This is a genomic window from Curtobacterium sp. 24E2, assembly GCF_016925595.1.
GTDB lineage: Bacteria > Actinomycetota > Actinomycetes > Actinomycetales > Microbacteriaceae > Curtobacterium.
The window spans coordinates 606,194-622,726 of record NZ_CP068987.1 but is presented as its reverse complement, the minus strand read 5'-3'; the positions used below and the strand labels follow the sequence as shown (position 1 = coordinate 622,726).

The 16,533-nt window shown below is 72.0% G+C and carries 14 protein-coding genes and 3 pseudogenes; 5 read left to right on the top strand and 12 right to left on the bottom strand.

The window, feature by feature from the left end; translation table 11 throughout:
* Positions 1-315: 315 nt before the first annotated feature.
* Entirely contained in the window at positions 316-1,728 is a 1,413-nt protein-coding gene (locus JN350_RS03155) for an APC family permease (protein ID WP_240347501.1), read from the top strand.
* On the top strand, positions 1,725-2,375 hold the full coding sequence (locus tag JN350_RS03150; RefSeq protein ID WP_235035995.1) for a helix-turn-helix domain-containing protein: 651 nt from the start codon (positions 1,725-1,727) through the stop codon (positions 2,373-2,375). The genes JN350_RS03155 and JN350_RS03150 overlap by 4 nt, the downstream gene beginning before the upstream one ends.
* Before the next feature lie 13 nt (positions 2,376-2,388).
* On the opposite strand, the gene JN350_RS03145 is transcribed toward JN350_RS03150, so the two are convergent.
* Positions 2,389-3,231, bottom strand: coding sequence for a Fic family protein (locus JN350_RS03145; RefSeq protein ID WP_205463516.1), 843 nt, complete (start codon positions 3,229-3,231; stop codon positions 2,389-2,391).
* An 856-nt stretch (positions 3,232-4,087) separates the two neighbouring features.
* Here JN350_RS03145 and JN350_RS03140 point away from each other — a divergent pair.
* The 3 genes and pseudogenes from JN350_RS03140 to JN350_RS03130 all read left to right on the top strand — a co-directional run bounded on the left by JN350_RS03140 (position 4,088) and on the right by JN350_RS03130 (position 6,905).
* Positions 4,088-4,963, top strand: a complete 876-nt coding sequence (locus tag JN350_RS03140; protein WP_240347500.1) for an SDR family NAD(P)-dependent oxidoreductase — start codon at positions 4,088-4,090, stop codon at positions 4,961-4,963.
* Positions 4,964-5,023: 60 nt separating this feature from the next.
* The gene (locus JN350_RS03135; protein ID WP_205463515.1) at positions 5,024-6,235 is read left to right on the top strand and encodes a sensor histidine kinase; all 1,212 of its coding nucleotides are present in this window, start codon (positions 5,024-5,026) and stop codon (positions 6,233-6,235) included.
* Positions 6,232-6,905 (top strand): annotated as a pseudogene (locus tag JN350_RS03130) (response regulator). Before JN350_RS03135 ends, JN350_RS03130 begins: the two are co-directional and overlap by 4 nt.
* Here JN350_RS03130 and JN350_RS20550 read toward each other — a convergent pair.
* From JN350_RS20550 to JN350_RS03085, 11 genes and pseudogenes are all read right to left on the bottom strand, one after another.
* Complete coding sequence (locus JN350_RS20550; protein ID WP_461964507.1) at positions 6,902-7,141, bottom strand: hypothetical protein; 240 nt, start codon at positions 7,139-7,141, stop codon at positions 6,902-6,904. The pseudogene JN350_RS03130 and the gene JN350_RS20550 sit on opposite strands and share 4 nt — an antisense overlap.
* An 8-nt stretch (positions 7,142-7,149) precedes the next feature.
* A pseudogene (locus JN350_RS20545) lies at positions 7,150-7,650 on the bottom strand (triose-phosphate isomerase); the annotation flags it as partial.
* 11 nt (positions 7,651-7,661) lie between these two features.
* Positions 7,662-9,368, bottom strand: a complete 1,707-nt coding sequence (locus tag JN350_RS03120) for a dihydroxyacetone kinase family protein (protein ID WP_205463514.1) — start codon at positions 9,366-9,368, stop codon at positions 7,662-7,664.
* Entirely contained in the window at positions 9,365-10,696 is a 1,332-nt protein-coding gene (locus tag JN350_RS03115) for an MFS transporter (RefSeq protein ID WP_205464342.1), read from the bottom strand. Before JN350_RS03115 ends, JN350_RS03120 begins: the two co-directional genes overlap by 4 nt.
* 179 nt (positions 10,697-10,875) lie before the next feature.
* Positions 10,876-11,648, bottom strand: a pseudogene (locus tag JN350_RS03110) (SDR family NAD(P)-dependent oxidoreductase).
* An 11-nt stretch (positions 11,649-11,659) separates the two neighbouring features.
* The gene (locus JN350_RS03105) at positions 11,660-12,613 is read right to left on the bottom strand and encodes a 3-hydroxyacyl-CoA dehydrogenase family protein (RefSeq protein WP_205463513.1); all 954 of its coding nucleotides are present in this window, start codon (positions 12,611-12,613) and stop codon (positions 11,660-11,662) included.
* Positions 12,610-12,909, bottom strand: coding sequence for a hypothetical protein (locus JN350_RS18890; RefSeq protein ID WP_240347499.1), 300 nt, complete (start codon positions 12,907-12,909; stop codon positions 12,610-12,612). The genes JN350_RS03105 and JN350_RS18890 overlap by 4 nt, the downstream gene beginning before the upstream one ends.
* Complete coding sequence (locus JN350_RS03100; RefSeq protein ID WP_240347498.1) at positions 12,882-13,631, bottom strand: TIM barrel protein; 750 nt, start codon at positions 13,629-13,631, stop codon at positions 12,882-12,884. The genes JN350_RS18890 and JN350_RS03100 overlap by 28 nt, the downstream gene beginning before the upstream one ends.
* Positions 13,632-13,722: 91 nt before the next feature.
* Positions 13,723-14,439 carry a GntR family transcriptional regulator gene (locus tag JN350_RS03095; RefSeq protein ID WP_205463512.1) on the bottom strand — a complete coding sequence of 239 codons (717 nt, stop codon included), beginning with the start codon at positions 14,437-14,439 and terminating at the stop codon, positions 13,723-13,725.
* Between the two features lie 63 nt (positions 14,440-14,502).
* Entirely contained in the window at positions 14,503-15,507 is a 1,005-nt protein-coding gene (locus JN350_RS03090; protein WP_205463511.1) for a matrixin family metalloprotease, read from the bottom strand.
* Positions 15,508-15,604: 97 nt separating this feature from the next.
* The gene (locus JN350_RS03085) at positions 15,605-16,522 is read right to left on the bottom strand and encodes a GNAT family N-acetyltransferase (protein WP_205463510.1); all 918 of its coding nucleotides are present in this window, start codon (positions 16,520-16,522) and stop codon (positions 15,605-15,607) included.
* Positions 16,523-16,533: the final 11 nt, after the last annotated feature.

The following is a 16,533-nucleotide window of genomic DNA, read 5'->3' as shown; positions in this document are numbered from 1 at the left end:
CCGGTTCGGGTGGGACGGGGTGAGTGGGGATCGCAGGTGGTGGTGCTGGGTGTGACCACGGTCCCGTGCCGCCGTTGCGGTGCCGTTCCACCGACGTGAAGCCCTGTCGCCGCCGAATGGGACGCGCTCGTCGGAGGCGTCTCATTTGCGTGAGACGCCGCCGAAACACCACCGAGACACGGCCGCAACGGCGCAGCTCTACGGTTGCCGCATGACCGCGCTCGACCGAGCCATCGCCGACCCGCCCCGGGTGCCCGGCGTCGGCACGCGCTCCCCGTCGACGGATTGTCGCGGAGGAGCATCGGCCCGGTCGACGTGCTCGCCCAGTCGGTGTCGGCCGTGGCACCGTCCGCCGCCGCGACCACGATCCCGGTCCTCGTCGCGACGGTCGCCGGACAGGGTGCCACGTGGTCGCTGCTGGCGGCGATGGCGCTGTCGTTCCTGGTCGGGCGGACGGTGAACCAGTTCGTCCGACGCGTCGCCGGCACCGGGTCGCTCTACACCTACGTCTCGCTCGGGCTCGGCCCGGTCGCCGGGGTCGTCGCGGGCGCAGCACTCCTGCTCGGGTACGGCTTCATCGCGATGTTCTCGCTCACCGGCAGCGGCTACTACCTCGACTACCTGCTGTCCCGCTTCGTGCCGGCCGCCGGCGACGACGCCCTGGTCACGATCGTCGTCGTGCTGGTGATGGGCGCGGCCGTCTTCGCGGTGATCGCGCTCGGGGTCCGGCTGTCGACCCGGCTGACGTTGCTCGTCGAGTCGCTGTCGGTGGCGGTCATCGTGGTCCTGATCGTCGCGCTGGTCGCGCGCCTGCACCCTGCCGACGTCTCCGCCGTCGCGCTCGGACAGACGCAGCCGGCGTCGTTCGCGGTCGGCACCGCCCTCGCCGTCACCGCGTTCGTCGGGTTCGAGAGCGCGTCGGTGCTCGGTGTGGAGGCCCGGCGCCCGTTCCAGGCGATCCCCCGCGCGATCTCGTGGACCGTCCTGGTCGCCGGCGTCCTCTACGTGGTCAGCGCTGCGGCCCAGCAGATGGGGTTCGCCGCCGTGGGCGCCGACCTCGCGTCGAGCGCCTCGCCCGTGAACGAGCTGGCGAACGCCTTCGGCATGCAGTGGATCGGGTGGGCGCTGGACCTCGGGATCGCGGCGTCGTTCGCGGCGTGCGCGATCGCCTCGACCACGGCGCTCGTGCGGGTCCTGTTCGCGATGGGCCGCGAGGGGGTCCTGCCCCGGGTGCTCGGTCGGGCGTCGCCGCGCTTCCGGACCCCGTTCGTGGCCGGCGCGGTCGCGTGCGGCGTACTCACGGTGCTGCCGGTCCTGGGCCTGGCGAGCGGGATCCCGACGTGGACGCTGATGGAGGCCGAGCTCGTCGTCGCCGCCCTCGGGTACATCGCCGCGTACGCCCTGACGTGCTTCGCGGCCCCGGTGTTCCTGCGGCGCATCGGCGAGCTGACGGCGGGGGTCGCGGTCATCGCCGTCACGACCGGGGTCCTGCTGACCGCCGTCCTGCTCACCTACCTCGGGGTCGAGGCCGCGTCGTCCCGCTGGCCGGCCGTCGCCCTCGCCGTCGGGACGGTCGCCGCGGTGGTGGTCGCGTTCCTGGTGGCCACACGTCGGCGACCCTGGCGGCGGGGTCGGAGCCGCGCCGTGTACGACGTACCGGTCGAGGCGGACCTGCTGGGGGCCTCCCGTCCGTCCGCCGGAACCCGCCACCAGGCGGAGGTGCGGTGAGCGAACCCGGACTCCGCGCGCGGCAGCCGAAGGCGATCCAGAACGCCCTCGCGGTGCTGGAGGCCGCCGCGCACGCGGGACCGGGCGTCACCGCCCAGCAGATCTCGGAGGCCCTCGGGATGCCGCGGGCCACCACCTACCGGCTCATCACCCTGCTCGTCGAGGACGAGTACCTCGTCCGGCTGCCGGACCTGCGCGGCTTCGCCCTCGGCCACAAGGTCGCCGACCTGGCCGGGGTGTCGCCCGCTCCGGCACTCGCACCGCTGCCCCGGGCCGTGCGCTCCGTGCTCGCCGACGTCCGCTCCGCCGTCCGGGCGGGCGTGCACCTGGCGCGCTACGACGCTGCCGGTGTGCGCGACATCGACGTCGACCCGGACTTCCCGCTGCTCGACGAAGCCGCGCTGCGGGCGACACCCGGGTCGAGTGCGATGGGGCGGCTGCACGCCGAAGGCGGCCTCGGACCGGTGCACCAGGTCGGCGCGTTCACGGCGGGGTTCGGGTGCCTGGCGCTCCCGGTCCGCGGCGAGCGCGGCGAGCTCGTGGCGGGGCTGACCCTGTCGGCGCCGGCGGCTCGGGTGTCGTCGCCGGGCGACGCGTTGGTGCACCTGCGCCGGGCGGTGACGCGGCTCGAGCCGCTGCTCGGGTGAGGAAGGACCTCGCTCAGGACGCAGCGCAGTCGGCGACGAACGCCATCAGCGGGGTCGCATCGTCCCGCGTGAAGAGGACGTCCAACGCCTGGTTGAACTCGAACTGGCGCACGAACGGGATGCTCACCGCGTCGTACCCCTCCGACATGAGCAGACCCGTCATCATCAGGCGAGCCGTGCGCTTGTTGCCGTCGAAGTAGAACTGCGAGCGCGTCGCCGCTGCGAAGTAGGCCAGCGCACGTTCCCGGGGGTCGTCCAGCGCTCCGACGAACGCACAGATCGAGGCGAACCGCTCTTCGAGCTCGTCCTGCGGCACGCCGTCGACCACGCCGCCTGACGCCAACCGGACGGCTCCACCGCCACCGACGTCGCCCTCCCCGCGGAAGGCCCCGGACTCGATGGCCTCGTGCACCGCGACGCGGCCGTGCAGGTCGTCCGAGACGACCTTCGACAGGACGAATCCCTGCGACGCGACGAGCGCATCGAGGTGCGTGTAGCCGTCGACGAGCGCGAACACCTGCCGCTCGTCTTCGATGGGGTGCCCGCCGACGGTGACACCGTCCAGGAGGGTCCGGACCTCGGGCAGGGTGAAGGTGTTCCCCTCGAGTGCTGCCGCGTTCCACACGAGATCGGGGAGCACGGCGCTGAAGCGGTGGCGCGCACGCGAGGACGACGACCGTCCGATGCGACCGAGGTCGATCCGTGCTGCGTCCCACGACACCCCGGTCGCGGCGAGGGCCTCGTCCGGTGCCGTCCGGACCGATCCGGCGCGCCCCTCGGGCCGCGCGGGCGTCGGCCGCCCCGGCCGCTTGACGTACGAGCCAGGGCCGAGGTCCCACGGCTGCTGCGGACTCATCGGCCGCCCCCGCGTACTGCGTCACTGCGCTCCGGGCGGGCTCCCCGAGGCCGGCGGCGTCGATGAGGCCCTGGAGTGGGTCGACGAGGTGGACCGCCTCGATCTCGGTCGCGCCGATGAACACCGACGGGTGCGCGGGCACGACGGCGACGTCCACGGCCTCGCCCCGTCCGCGGCGGAACGTGTCGCCGACGAGCTGAGCGAACGCGCGGGGATCCTCGGTCCAGACGATCGTCGGCGCGACGATGCCGTCACCGATGCCGAGTGCGTCGAGCGCCGCCCAGCCGGACAGCGCCCACGGCGCGTTCGACGCGCGCCCGGCGGACACGAGGCGATCGATGTCCCACGTGTCGGCGGTGAGCAGGACGGTTCCGTCCCGGTGGAGCGGAGCGGCCGCAGCCCCTGCCTCCGCGATCACGGCGGCAGCGTCCGCGTGCTCCGCAGGCCCGACGAAGCGCTCGAGACGTGCGATCCACTCGGAAGCCGTGTCGGCCCACTCATCCAGGCGGTCATCGCCGAGCCGTGACCGCGCCGCCACCGCTGCAAGGGGGTCGCTGAGGACGGAGAGGGTGACGTCGAGGTCGAAGCCCGCCGCGATGGCGAGCTCGCGGAGGTCGTCGATCCGCGGCGACGCGCCACCGAGCATGCGGTAGACCGTCGGCCGGCTCACTCCGGAACGGGCAGCGATCCGGGTCGCACCGAAGCCAGCGGTGCCGCGGAGCTCGGGGATGACCTGATCGATCTGCACCCCGCGATCGTATCACGGATGAGACAGTTGCGGTGAGTCGTCTCGAATTCGAGAACACGCGCACTGCACCCCATGACCTCGGCCCGGTGATCGGCATAGCGTGGGCGCGTGGACCTCGAACTCAAGAACCGTGTCGCACTCGTCGTCGGAGGCAAGGGGTACATCGGTACCGCCGTCGCCGACCGCCTCCGGGCCGAGGGGGCGACCGTCGTCGTCGCGTCCCGCAGCGCCGACGACTCCGACGACAGCGTGTCGATCGACACCGCCTCGCAGGAGTCGGTGGACGCCGGCATCGCCACCGTCCTCGAGCGGCACGGGCGCATCGACGTGCTGGTCGTGACCGCTGCCCCGAGCGCGAGCACCCTCGACCCGGCCCGGAAGTCCGATCCCGAGCAGGTCCTCGACGCGATCGACGGCAAGGCGCTCGGGTTCCTGCGCGTCGCGAACGCCGTGCTCCCCACCCAGCGCGAGGCCGGGTTCGGCCGCGTGGTCGTCGTGAGCGGGCAGAACGCCTACTTCTCCGGCAACATCACGGCGTCGCTCCGGAACACGGCGGTGAGCGTCATCGCGAAGAACCTGGCCGACGACGTGGCGGGCACCGGGGTGACGGTGAACGTCGTCAACCCCGGGACCGTGACGGACACCCCGTCCGCCGAGGTCCGTCCAGGGGCCCCGGCGACTCGACACCGCAGCAGATCGCGAACCTCATCGCGTTCCTGTCGTCGCCGCTCAACGCGGTGTCCGGCGAGTCCGTCTCGATCGCGCACCGCCAGCGGGGATCCGTCGTCGTCTGATCCCCGAGTACCGGGTGCTCGCCCCTCGCTTCACCCGCAGGGACGAAGCGCTTCGCCCCTGCGCCCGATGCCCCGGCGGCTCCGGGCCGCGAGTCTGGTGACATGGAGTCCTCGACGAAACACACGATCGCCACGCTGCTGCTCTGCGCCGCGATCGTCGCCACGACCGTCATCGCCCTCGCCGCCATGACCCCGGGCGCGTGACGTCGGTCCGCGCTGCCCGGCGTGGGCGGCATGCGATGATCGAGCCGTGACGGACCGGCGCACGTTCATCCGGCCGCTCGCCACCCGTTCGATCGTCGTCGACGTGGCGTGGGCGGTCCTGGCGGCGTTGGTCTTCCTGCTGCCGCTCGAGGTCGAGCTCGAGCACGCGAGCTTCTTCGCGGTGCTCGCTGCCGCCGGCGCGATCGCCCTCCGTCGGGTCTCCCCGTCGGCGGCGATGGTCATGGTGGTCGTCCTCGGGATCATCCAGGTCGGCGGCGGCGAGCGCCCGTCGCTCGTCGACCTCGCCATCTTCGTCGTCATCGGCACCGCGGCGGTCGTCGGGACCCGGACCGAGGTCATCCTCTCCGGGGTGCTCGCGCTCGTCGCGGGCGTCGGCGCGACGTTCTACCTCGCCGTCACCGGCTTCCGGTACCTGGTGCTGCTCAACGGCCCCCGCGACCAGGCGTTCCTCGCGATGGCCGCACCGGTTGCCGCCCTCCTCGGGGTGTGGGCGGGCGGGGTCGCCGTCCGGGCCTTCCGGTCGCGCGACCGCGAATCCGTCCGTCGAGCCGATGCCGAGGCTGCCGCGTCGCGCGCCGAGGCCGTCGCCACCGAGGCCGAGGCGACCGCCACCCGTGCCATCGACGTCGCGGAGTCCGAGCGCATCCGCGCGGACATCGCCCGTGACGTGCACGACGTCGTCGGCCACTCGCTCGCGGTGATCATCGCGCAGGCCGACTCGGTGCCGTTCCTGGCCGACGAGGCCCGCATCCGCGAGGTCAGTGCCACCATCGCCAGCACCGCCCGCAGCTCGCTGGTCGAGGTCCGCCAGGTCCTCGGGCACATCGACGGCTCCGGGGAGACGACCGACCCCGGCTCGCTCGAGGAGATCGTGCAGGGCATCCGCGACGCCGGGGTCGACGTCGACCGCACGGTGCGCGGCGTCCCGGTCCCGCTCCGCCCGGACACCGGCACGGCAGCCCGGCGCGTGCTGCAGGAGATGCTGACCAACGCGCTCCGGCACGGCGCACCGGGGCTGCCCGTCGTGGTCCGTGAGACCTGGCGGAGCGCCGACGTCGTGCTCGAGGTCGAGAACGTCGTCGGTGACCGTACCACCGGGGGCTCCGGCCGGGGGATCGACGGCATGCACACCCGCCTCACCGCACTCGGCGGGTCGTTCGACGCCGCCGCGCTGGACGACGTGTTCGCCGCACGCGCCCGCATCCCGTTCGACGTCCAAGGGGGACCCGTCCGATGACCGAACCGATCAGGATCCTGCTCACCGACGACCAGGCGCTGTTCCGTGCCGGTCTGCGCGTGGTGCTCGACGCCCAGGACGACATGCAGGTGGTGGGCGAGGCCGCGGACGGTGCCGAGGCCCTCGACCGCATCCAGGAACTCCGACCGGACGTGATGCTGCTCGACATGCGGATGGCCGGCATGGACGGCGTCGAGACCGTCCGGCAGCTGTTCTCCGGCGCCGTCGAGGGCCCGCTCCCCGGGTCGTCGTGCTCACCACGTTCGGGCTCGACCCCGCCGCCGCGACCGCGATCCGGCTCGGCGCGAGCGGCTTCCTGCTCAAGGACGCCACCCCGACGTTCCTGTTCGCGGCGGTCCGGGCCGTGCACGAGGGCAGTTCCGTCATCGCCCCGAACGACCTGGCGCAGCTGTTCGGCACCGACGTCGCGAGGGCACCGGCTCCGCAGCCGCCCGAGTTCCAGGCGTTGACCGAGCGGGAGCGGGTGGTGTTCGGCTGGGCGTCCCGCGGGCTCTCGAACGCCGAGATCGCGACGAAGGAGTACGTCACCGAGTCGACCGTGAAGACCCAGATCTCGAGCATCCTCGGCAAGCTCTCGCTCCGTGACCGCGTGCAGCTCGTGGTCTACGCGCACGACCACGGGCTGGCGGGCACCCGCGACGGGTCCTAGCCCGCTGCGACCTCGTCGAGGATCGCCTCGACCGCAGCCGGGTCGTGCGCGAACCGACCGAGGAACAGGCCGCCGATCCGCCCCTGCCCGCGGGTGAGCAGACCGGGCCCGGCGCTGCCCCCGTACAGCACGGTGCTCCCGCGCAGCTCGGGTCGCGTGGCGAGGTGCTGCTCGATCCCCCGAGCACCGCCACGATGTGGTCGTCCGGCGCCGGTGCGGGCGCACCGATCGCCCACACCGGCTCGTAGGCGACGGTCAGGGCTCCGGCGAGACCGTCCGCGACGGCCGTCGAGACACCACGGTCGAGCTGCGCGGTCACCTCCGCCACCGCTTCCGCTGCACCCGGATGGGAGGCCCGGGTCGTCTCCCCGACACAGAGGAGCGGACGCAGGTGGTTGCGGAAGGCCGCGTGCACCTTCGCGGTGACGGTCGCGTCGTCCTCGTGGAACAGGGAGCGTCGTTCGGCGTGCCCGATCTCGACCAGGTCGACCCCGATCTCCCCCAGTTCGGTGCCGGAAACCTCGCCGGTGAACGCTCCTTCGTCGGCCCACGACAGGTCCTGCGCGGCGAGGAGCACTCCCGACCCGGAGAGCACATCGCGCACGGGCACGAGCGCCGGGAACGTCGGCGCCACGAACAGCGTTGCCGCTCCCGACCGCGTCGCGGGGTGCCGCCGGGCGATCTCGGCGACGGCCCCCGCCCACTCCAGGGTCCGAGCATGCGAGAAGTACGTCTTCAGCGACACCCCGATGGTGATCACGGTGCGAGGGTCTCCACGATGAGCGCGAACGACACCGCTCCGGGGTCCGGTGTGCCGACGGCCTGCTCGGCGTGGGTGCGTGCGCGGCCCATCTTCGGCACGAGCGACGCGGTGGCGTCGGCGGCCTCGCGGGCGGCGCTGACGGCGTCGGCCCAGGCGTCCGCGAGCGACGCCCCCGCGTCGACCCGGGTGCGGAGCACCTCGTCGAACGGCACGAGCGCGTCGACCATGGTCTTGTCGCCGACGGTCGCGCCGAACGCGAGGACGGCGTCGGTGGCGGCGTGCACCGCGCTCTGGACCGTGGCAGCTGTCGGACGCTCCTCGTCCCCGAGGACGCGACCCAGTGCCTCCAGGGCGGCTCCCCAGATCGCTCCGGACGTTCCGCCGGCCTTGTCGGACCACGCGTCTGCAGCGATCCGCAGGACGGAACCCACACCTGCTCGGGCGGTTACTGCGTCCGTGGCTGCGGCCGCTGCGGCGTGCGCGCCGCGCTGCATGCCGATGCCGTGGTCGCCGTCACCCGCGACGGCGTCGATGCGTCCGAGCTCGTCGGCGTGCTCGTCGAGGAGCGCGCGGACGGCGGCGAAGCCGGCCGCGGCCTGCTCGCCGACCGCGCGCGAGTCGTCGCTCGCAGCGCCGATGGCGACACCCTCGGCGTCCGCTTCCACGGTGGAGGGGTCGACGCGTTCCTGCGGAACGGCGCCGCCCTTGCGGTACGCGGGGGTGTCCGCGGGCGCTGCCCAGAGTTCCTCGAGTTCGGCGTCGAGCCAGAACAGGGTGAGCGAGACGCCGGCCATGTCGAAGCTCGTGACGAGTTCGCCGACCTCGGGCTCGACGATGACGACCCCTGCGTCGGCGAGCCGCTGCTGCACCGAGCGGTAGACGACGAAGAGCTCCTCGTACTTGACGCTGCCCAGCCCGTTGAGGATCGGGACGACGCGCGCGCCGTCGGGTGTCACGCTCCCCGGCAGCTCGTCGAGCAGTCGGGACACCAGCAGCGACGCCAGCTCAGACGCCGTCGGCACGTCGGTCTCGTCGATTCCACGTTCGCCGTGGATGCCCATGCCGATGGCCATCCGCCCCTCGGGGACCGTGAACAGGGGTTCGTCGGCGCCGGGCAGCGAGCACCCGGAGAACGCGACACCCAACGACCGCGTGCGGTCGTTGGCGCGCTCGGCGACGGCCGTGACGTCGTCGAGGCTGCGGCCCTGCTCGGCGGCGGCACCGGCGACCTTGAAGACGCAGAGGTCACCCGCGATGCCGCGGCGTTCCTGGGCGCGGTCCGCGGGCGCACTCACCACGTCGTCGGTGACCCGGACCGTGCGGACCGGGATGCCGTCGGCCTCGAGCGTGCGGGCCGCGGCGTCGAAGTTCAGGACGTCACCGGCGTAGTTGCCGTAACTCAGCAGCACCCCGCCGCCGTGCTCGGACGCCCGCGCGACGCCGGCGACCTGCTGGGCGCTGGGACTGGCGAACAGGTTGCCCATCGCGGCACCGGCTGCCAGGCCCGGCCCGACGAGTCCACCGAACGCCGGGTAGTGGCCGGAGCCGCCTCCGATCACGACGGCGACCGTGCCGTCGGGGCTGGTGGTGGCGCGGGCGACGCCGCCGTGCACCTTCCGCACCCATCGTTCGTTCGCGGCGACGAAGCCGTCGGTCGCCTCGTCGGCGAAGTCCGCCGGGTCGTTGAACAGTCTGGTCACGCGTTCGTCTCCTTCGACGTCGTGGTGCGGACATGCGAGGTGTCGAGGAGATCATCCGCCTTCGACCCCCGGAAGAACTTCGTGCAGAAGATCATCACGGCCGCGACGAATGCCAGGACCCCGAGCGAGACGATCCCGAACGCACCGCTGTCGGTCGGCACCACCTCGTTGATCGCCGTGCGCATGATCGGGGCGACGAACCCGCCGAGGTTGCCGAGCGAGTTGATCAGGCCGATGCCCGCCGCGGCGGCTGCCCCGGTGAGGAACGCCGTCGGGTACGCCCAGGTGATCGGGCCGACGGCCAGGAAGCTCGCGACCGCCAGCGTGATGAACACGATGCCCAGGATCGGCTGCCCGTTCGCACCGGCCCACGCCGACCCGAGGATCGAGAGCCCGGTCGTGATGTAGAACATGGTCCCCCAGCGACGGCGGCGACCGACGGAGTCCGCCTTCGACCCGACCAGGTAGCAGGCGACGAGTCCGACGAGCCACGGGATCGCGGTCACGAGGCCGACCTGCCACCCGACGTCCTGCCCGAGCAGCGAGGAGACCTGCTGCGGCAGGTAGAACGTCGTGCCGTACACGGCGACCTGCAGGCAGAAGTAGATGATCGTGAAGTACCAGACCCGGCCGCTCGCCATGGCCTTCCAGATGCCGGTCGGGCCGTCCGCGCTGCGGGCGGTGTCCTCGCGCGCCATCGCCGCGGTGAGCGACTGCTTCTCGCCCGGCTCGAGCCACTTCGCCTGCTGCGGACTGTTCGTCAGGAACACCAGGGCCGCGATACCGGCGAGCACCGCGAGGATCCCCTCACCGAAGAACATGACCTGCCAGCCGTGGAAGGGGGTCGCCTGGTCGCCGAAGCTCAGCAGCCCGCCGGACAACGGGGCGCCGATCATCTGCGAGAACGGCTGCGCCAGGTAGAAGATCGCGAACATCCGCACGCGCACCTTGTTCGGGAACCACTCCGACAGGTACATGATCACGCCCGGGAACAGCCCCGCCTCGGTCACACCGAGGATGAAGCGGAGGACGATGAACATGGTGTCGTTCGTCGTGAAGGCGAACAGCGCGGCGACGATGCCCCACGTGACCGCGATGCGGGCGAGCCAGAACCGGGCACCGAAGCGCTTCAGCAGCAGGTTCGACGGGATCTCGAAGATCGCGTAGCCGATGAAGAAGATGCCGGCACCGAGCGCGAAGGCCGCGTCGGAGATGCCGCGGTCGACGCTCAGGGCCTCTTCGGCGAACCCGACGTTGGTGCGGTCGAGGAACGCGACGAAGTACAGGATGACGAGCATCGGCATGAGGTGCTTCGTCGCCTTGCCGATGGCGGACTTGAGGCCGGGGTCGTTCGTCGACCCGAGCGCGGGGGCAGGGGAAGTGACACGGGTTCGCTCCTTTGCGAGCACGGTGCGGTCGTTCTGGCGTCCGGCGGTCGGTTCGGTCGCCCGGACGGGAGGCACGGATCGCGTCGCGTGGTCGGCGCGCGTTCCGTGGGCGGCTGGCCCTAGTGCATGTACAGGCCGCCGTCGACGTTGAGCGTCTGGCCCGTGACGAACCCGGCGTCCTCGCTGATCAGGTACGCGATCGCGGCAGCGATGTCCCGCGGGGTGCCGATGCGCGGCAGCACGCCGTCCGCTGCCATCTCGGCCTTCCGTTCCTCGGAGAGGGTGCCGCCCATGATGTCGGTGTCGATCGGACCGGGGGCGATGGCGTTGACCGTGACGCCGCGCGGACCGAGCTCGCGGGCCAGGCCACGGGTCAGGCCGATCACGCCGGCCTTCGCCACCGTGTACGGGGTCTTGCTGAAGGTGCCGCCGCCGCGCTGGGCGGAGACCGACGACAGGTTCACGATGCGCCCGTAGCCGTGCTGCACCATCGACTCCGCTGCCCGCAGGCTCGCGAAGTGCACGCCGTCGAGGTTGATCGACAGCACCCGGTGCCACTCCCCTCGGGCAGGTCGAGGTAGGCGTGCGCGGACGAGACCCCGGCGAGGTTCACGAGCGCGGTGACGGGCGGCAGCTGCGCCTCGATCGTGTCGAAGGCCGCACGGACGGCGGACTCGTCGGCGACGTTCGCGCCCGCGCCCACGGCCCGGACGCCGTGCTGCTCGCGGATCTCGGCGGCGACCTGCTCGCTCGCGGTCTGGTCGAGGTCGATGATCCCGACGTTCCATCCCGCCTCGGCGAGGTGGTGTGCGGTCGCCCGGCCGATGCCCCGAGGCGAGGCCGCTCCGGTGAGGACGACGGTGTGGTCCTGGTTCTGCGTGTTCGTGGTCATGGTCGCTCCCGTCAGTGGATCGGGGCCGGGCCGAGGTCGTCGAGCAGCTTCTGCATCGCGACGTACGCCTTGTTGCGGTAGGCGACGAGCTCGGGCGTGCGGTCGGCCGGCACCTCGAGGTACCCGGCGCCGGACTTCGTGCCGAGTTCGCCCGCGTCGACGTGCTGCTGCAGCGACGGCGGGGTGGCGAAGCGCTCCGGCCAGCGGGTCTGCAGCGACTCGAAGCAGAACGCGTAGACGTCGAGACCGGCCATGTCGGCGATCGCGAACGGGCCGAAGAACGGCAGGCGGAACCCGAACGTGGTCCGCACGATGGTGTCGATGTCGTCGGGGGTGGCGATGCCCTCGTCGGCGATCTTCGTGGCCTCCTCGAACAGCGCGTACTGCAGGCGGTTCAGCACGAACCCCGTCGAGTCCTTCACCCGCGCCGACTGCTTGCCGGTCGCGGCGACGACGGTCTCGCCGACCTCGATCGCGTGCTCGTTCGTGGTCGGGTGCGGGATGAGCTCGACACCGGGGATGAACGGTGCCGGGTTCGAGAAGTGCACGCCGAGGAACCGCTCCGGACCGACGACCGCCTCGGCGAGCGACTCGATCAGGATCGTCGAGGTGTTCGAGCCGATGATCGCGTCGGGGCGGGCGGCTTCGCTGATGCGACGGAGCGTCGCGTGCTTGATCTCGATCTTCTCGGGGACGGCCTCCTCGATGAAGTCGGCCGCGGCGACCGCTTCCTCGATGGAGGCGGCTGCGCTGAGGTGCGCGTCGACGCGTGCCACGGCGTCCGCGGGGAACAGGCCGTCCGCGACGAACTGCTCGGTCTCTGCGATGAGCCGGGCTCGGTTGGACGCGGCGATCTCGGCCGAGACGTCGGCGATCCGGACGGTGTGCCCGGCGAGGGCGAGGACCTGGGCGATCCCGCCGCCCATGTAGCCGGACCCGACGACGGCGATGTCGAGGGTGCTCATCGGATTGCTCCTTCGGTGCTGGTTGCTGCAGTCGGGGTCGCCGTCGCGTCGAGCTTCGTCGTCGCGAGGACGGATCGGATGTACTGCTGGTTCGTGGCGCAGACGCCGAGGCTGTCCCCGCCGTACTGCTCGGTCATGACGATCCCGCGGAACCCGTCGGCGACCGCGTCGCGCAGGACCTGGCGGTAGTTGATGAGGCCCGTCTCCATGGTGCTCGGCGCACTCGTCGCCCAGCTCCCGTCGCCGGCCTCGTCACGCGTGTAGTTCTTCACGTGCAGGTAGTTCGTGTGCGGCATGGTCTTCGCGAAGAGCTCCGCCAGTCCTCGATCGGCCGGTGCAGGCGGATGAGGTTCGCGACGTCCGCGTTCAGGCCGACGTTGTCGAGCCCGATGTCCTCGACCAGTCGCACGGCGCTGTCGGCGGTGCCGAGGTAGGTGTCCTCGTACAGTTCGAGCGCCATCGGCAGCCCGACGCTCGCAGCGTGCTCGCCGAGCTCCCGCAGGCGCTTGACCGCCGCGTTCCAGACCTCGGGGTCGTCCGGGTCCTTCGGGCCCGGCGCGGTCCAGAACCACAGCGCGCGCTTCTGGGCCTCGGTGAACGGCTGGTGCAGGCCCGTCGAGAACACCTGCATGCCCCACTCGGCCGCCGCGTCGATGGTGCGGTGGGCGTAGGCGAGGTTGTCCTCCTCGTGCCCGGGCTGGATGACGCTCTTGCGCTGCAGGTGCACCGAGGGGATCCCGATGCCGTGCGCCTTCGCGACGGCGAACAGCTCGTCGCGGCGGGAGCGCTCGAGGTCCGCGGGGCGGATGTGGCTGTCGGCGAGTTCGGCGAGCGAGAACCCGGCGGCGGCAATCTGTGCGAACACATCGTCCCAGACCTCGGCCGGGGCGTCGTGGAACGCGGCACCGTCACGCGTGACCTGGGCGAAGCCGTGCAGACAGGCGGCGATCGGCCAGGTGTCCGACGTCCAGGTGGTGGGGTCCCAATCCTGGTCGACCCAGTCCTGCGGTGTGTTCACGGAATGCTCCTTCGCATGTCGGGGTTCGGCGGTGAACCTCTTTCCTATAGGAAAGATACTCGTGCCTCCACGAAGCGCAACCCCTTCGGAGTCAGCTCGTGTGCGACGCGTCCTCGCGCGACCGGAGCCGGACGGCGTCGATGTGGTGCCGCATCGCCGAGACCGCTTCGGTCGGCCCGACGGCGAGGGCGTCGACGACCGCCCGGTGCTCGTGCACGGCGCGGTCGGTGTCGTCCCCGCCACCCTCGACGATCTGCCGCATACGGTGCACCCGCGTCGTGATGATCTCGGACATCTCCTCGAGGAACGGGTTCCGCGTGGCATCGAAGATCAGCTGGTGGAACTGCCAGTCGCTGCGGAAGAAGCGGGCCATGAGTTCCTCCGACGCCTCAGCCGCACCGACCGCCGCGACCTCGTCGGCCACCGCAGCCTGCTCGTCGAGCGCCGTGCTGAGCCGCTCCCGCAGGGCGTCGACGTCACCGCGCGCAGCGAGCTCGACGGCGCCGCTCTCCACGATGAGCCGGGCGTCGAACAGGGCCTCGAGCTGGTCGCCGGCCAGGGGCGGGGAGACCCGGTAACCCTTGTTCGCCTCGCGGGTGACGAGGCCGGTGCGTTCGAGCTGCACAAGGGCTTCGCGCACCGGGGTCGGGGAGACGCCGAGGGTTCGGGCGAGCCCGTCGATCGACAGGCGCATGCCGGGTTCGACGTCGTGACCCATGAGGAACTCGAGCACCCGGTCGTACACACGGTCACGCAGGCCCAGTTGCGCGATGCGCTCGCTCCCGAACCCGGGCATCGTGCTCGTCATGCGTCGATCCTAGAGAATCCACGAACGGCCATCGTCGAACGCGCGACAGGCGCAGCGGACCACTCAGTAGATCGCGTCGATCCCCATCAGGTCGCCGAGCCCGAGCCCGCGCTGTGCGGTGTCGCACGTCGTGGCCGAGGGCCGCATCACGAGGCCGCTGTTCTTCGCCGTGTGGCCGAGGCCGTACGCGTGACCCCACTCGTGCGTGGCCACCCCGCGCAGGTCGAACCGATCACCGGAGCACGTCGCTGCGGCGGACCAGTTGACCGAGGTCGAGTACCGCTGGTCCGTCTCGACCGCCGTGCCGGACCGCGACCAGACACAGGTCACCCCGAGGGTCCCGGACGGCAGCGATCCCCACCCGACGACGCTCGACGCGTTGGCGGTTCCGCACCCGCCGGTCGCCGTGATGCCCATCGACTGCTTGAGCGTTCCGAGGTGCTTCTGGTCGGCCGTCGAGTTGATCGTCCGGCCGCACGCCGTGACCGCACCGGTCCAGGCGTCGGCTCCGGCACCGATGGCCGACGGCCCGGTCACCTTCTGGTTGTTCGGGTTGTAGCTCCACTGCACCGGTGCGGTCCACCGGAACCCGAGCCGGGTGTACGAGGTGTTGGTGCAGCTCGTGGCGGCCTTCGTCGCTGCCGTGGTGGCTGCCCCGCGCGAGACCACGCCCGCACGGTCCGGCACCGCCGTGCGCGCACGCACCGCCGTCCGTTCCTGCTGCACGGCCGCCGCCGATCCGGACCACACGTCGTCGACGCGCACGGCGACGCCCGTCCGGCCGGTGTTCGTGATCGAGACGTCGCCGGCGTCGTCCGCCCCGGTCGCTGCGACGGGCATGGCGGAGACCGTCGTCCCCACCGCCGGCACGACGAACTGCCGTCCGTCGGGCAGGACCACGGTCGGTGACGCCACGGCGCAGCCGCTCGCGAGCTGCTGGACCGTGACCCGGTCCCCGCTGCACGTCGTGGCCGCGACGGCCGGCGCAGCGGCACCGATCCCGACGACGACCGAGGTCAGCGCGATCCCGAGTGCGACCGCTCCTGCGGTCACGGACGACGTCTTCACGATGGTTGCTCCCCTGTCCAGGCGCGCCGAGGACTCCTCGGTGCGGTCCAGACAGTGTGCGGAGCGCCCCTCGGGTCGTCAACCCCCGATGTGCCGGTCAGGGCACCCGCACGAACCGGGGCGCCCCACGATCCCGCAGCCGGAAGCCCAGGTGCTGGTACAACCCGATCGCCCCGGTGTTCCCGGCAGCCGCGTGCATCAGCGGCGTCTCCCCACGCTCGCGGATCCCGTGCGCGACGGCGAGCACCAGGCGCCGCCCGAACCCCTGGCCGCGGTACGCCTCGTCCGTGCACACCGCGCTGATCTCGGTCCACCCCGGCGGGTGCAGGCGCTCGCCCGCCATGGCGACGAGCCGTCCGTCGCGCCGGATGCCGAGGTACGTGCCGAGCTCGATGGTGCGTGGCAGGAACGGCCCCGGCTTGGTCCGCTCCACCAGCGCTGTCATCTCCGGCACGTCGTCGGGCGTCAGCACGACGGCCTCGTCGTCGGGCGCCCCCTCGATCGCCTCGCCGGTGAGCTGCACGCCGCCGGCACCCTCGACGAGCTCCCACCCCGACGGCAGGACGGCAGCCGCACCGACGCCGAGCATCCCGCCCGACCCGAGCAGCGCCCGGACGTCCTCCCAGTCCTGCGGCGTGGGCTGCGCGGGGATCCCCGTCCACACCGACACGTCGGTCTGGTAGCGGACCACGTCGCCGCGCCGCTCGGCGAACCGCGCGTGGTGGCTGTTCAGCGCGGCCATCGCGGGCGCGTCGAGCATCCGCGTCGGGGTGCCGTCGTCGGCGATCGTCAGGTCGAGGGTCCGGAGCGCCTCGCCGCGGGCATCACCACCACGGAACCCGAGGTCCTCGATCCGCCGACGATCGCCGTCCGCCCACCCGGCGGTGTCAGCGACGACACCGGAGGCGTACTGGTTCGTGGCGCGTTGGACGACCTGCTCGACCTCCGCTGCCGAGGCCACGAGGACCTCTCCGGGTCGGGGCGGCGCGGTCGAGGTCGGCGCAGTCGTCGTCATCCCACCATTCT

What these genes read in the sequence shown, in the direction of transcription:
- JN350_RS03095 (WP_205463512.1), bottom strand. Translation starts at nt 14,439, where the DNA reads ATGACGAGCACGATGCCCGGGTTCGGGAGCGAGCGCATCGCGCAACTG.
- JN350_RS03145 (WP_205463516.1), bottom strand. Translation starts at nt 3,231, where the DNA reads ATGAGTCCGCAGCAGCCGTGGGACCTCGGCCCTGGCTCGTACGTCAAG.
- JN350_RS18890 (WP_240347499.1), bottom strand. Translation starts at nt 12,909, where the DNA reads ATGCCGCACACGAACTACCTGCACGTGAAGAACTACACGCGTGACGAG.
- JN350_RS03105 (WP_205463513.1), bottom strand. Translation starts at nt 12,613, where the DNA reads ATGAGCACCCTCGACATCGCCGTCGTCGGGTCCGGCTACATGGGCGGC.
- JN350_RS03085 (WP_205463510.1), bottom strand. Translation starts at nt 16,522, where the DNA reads ATGACGACGACTGCGCCGACCTCGACCGCGCCGCCCCGACCCGGAGAG.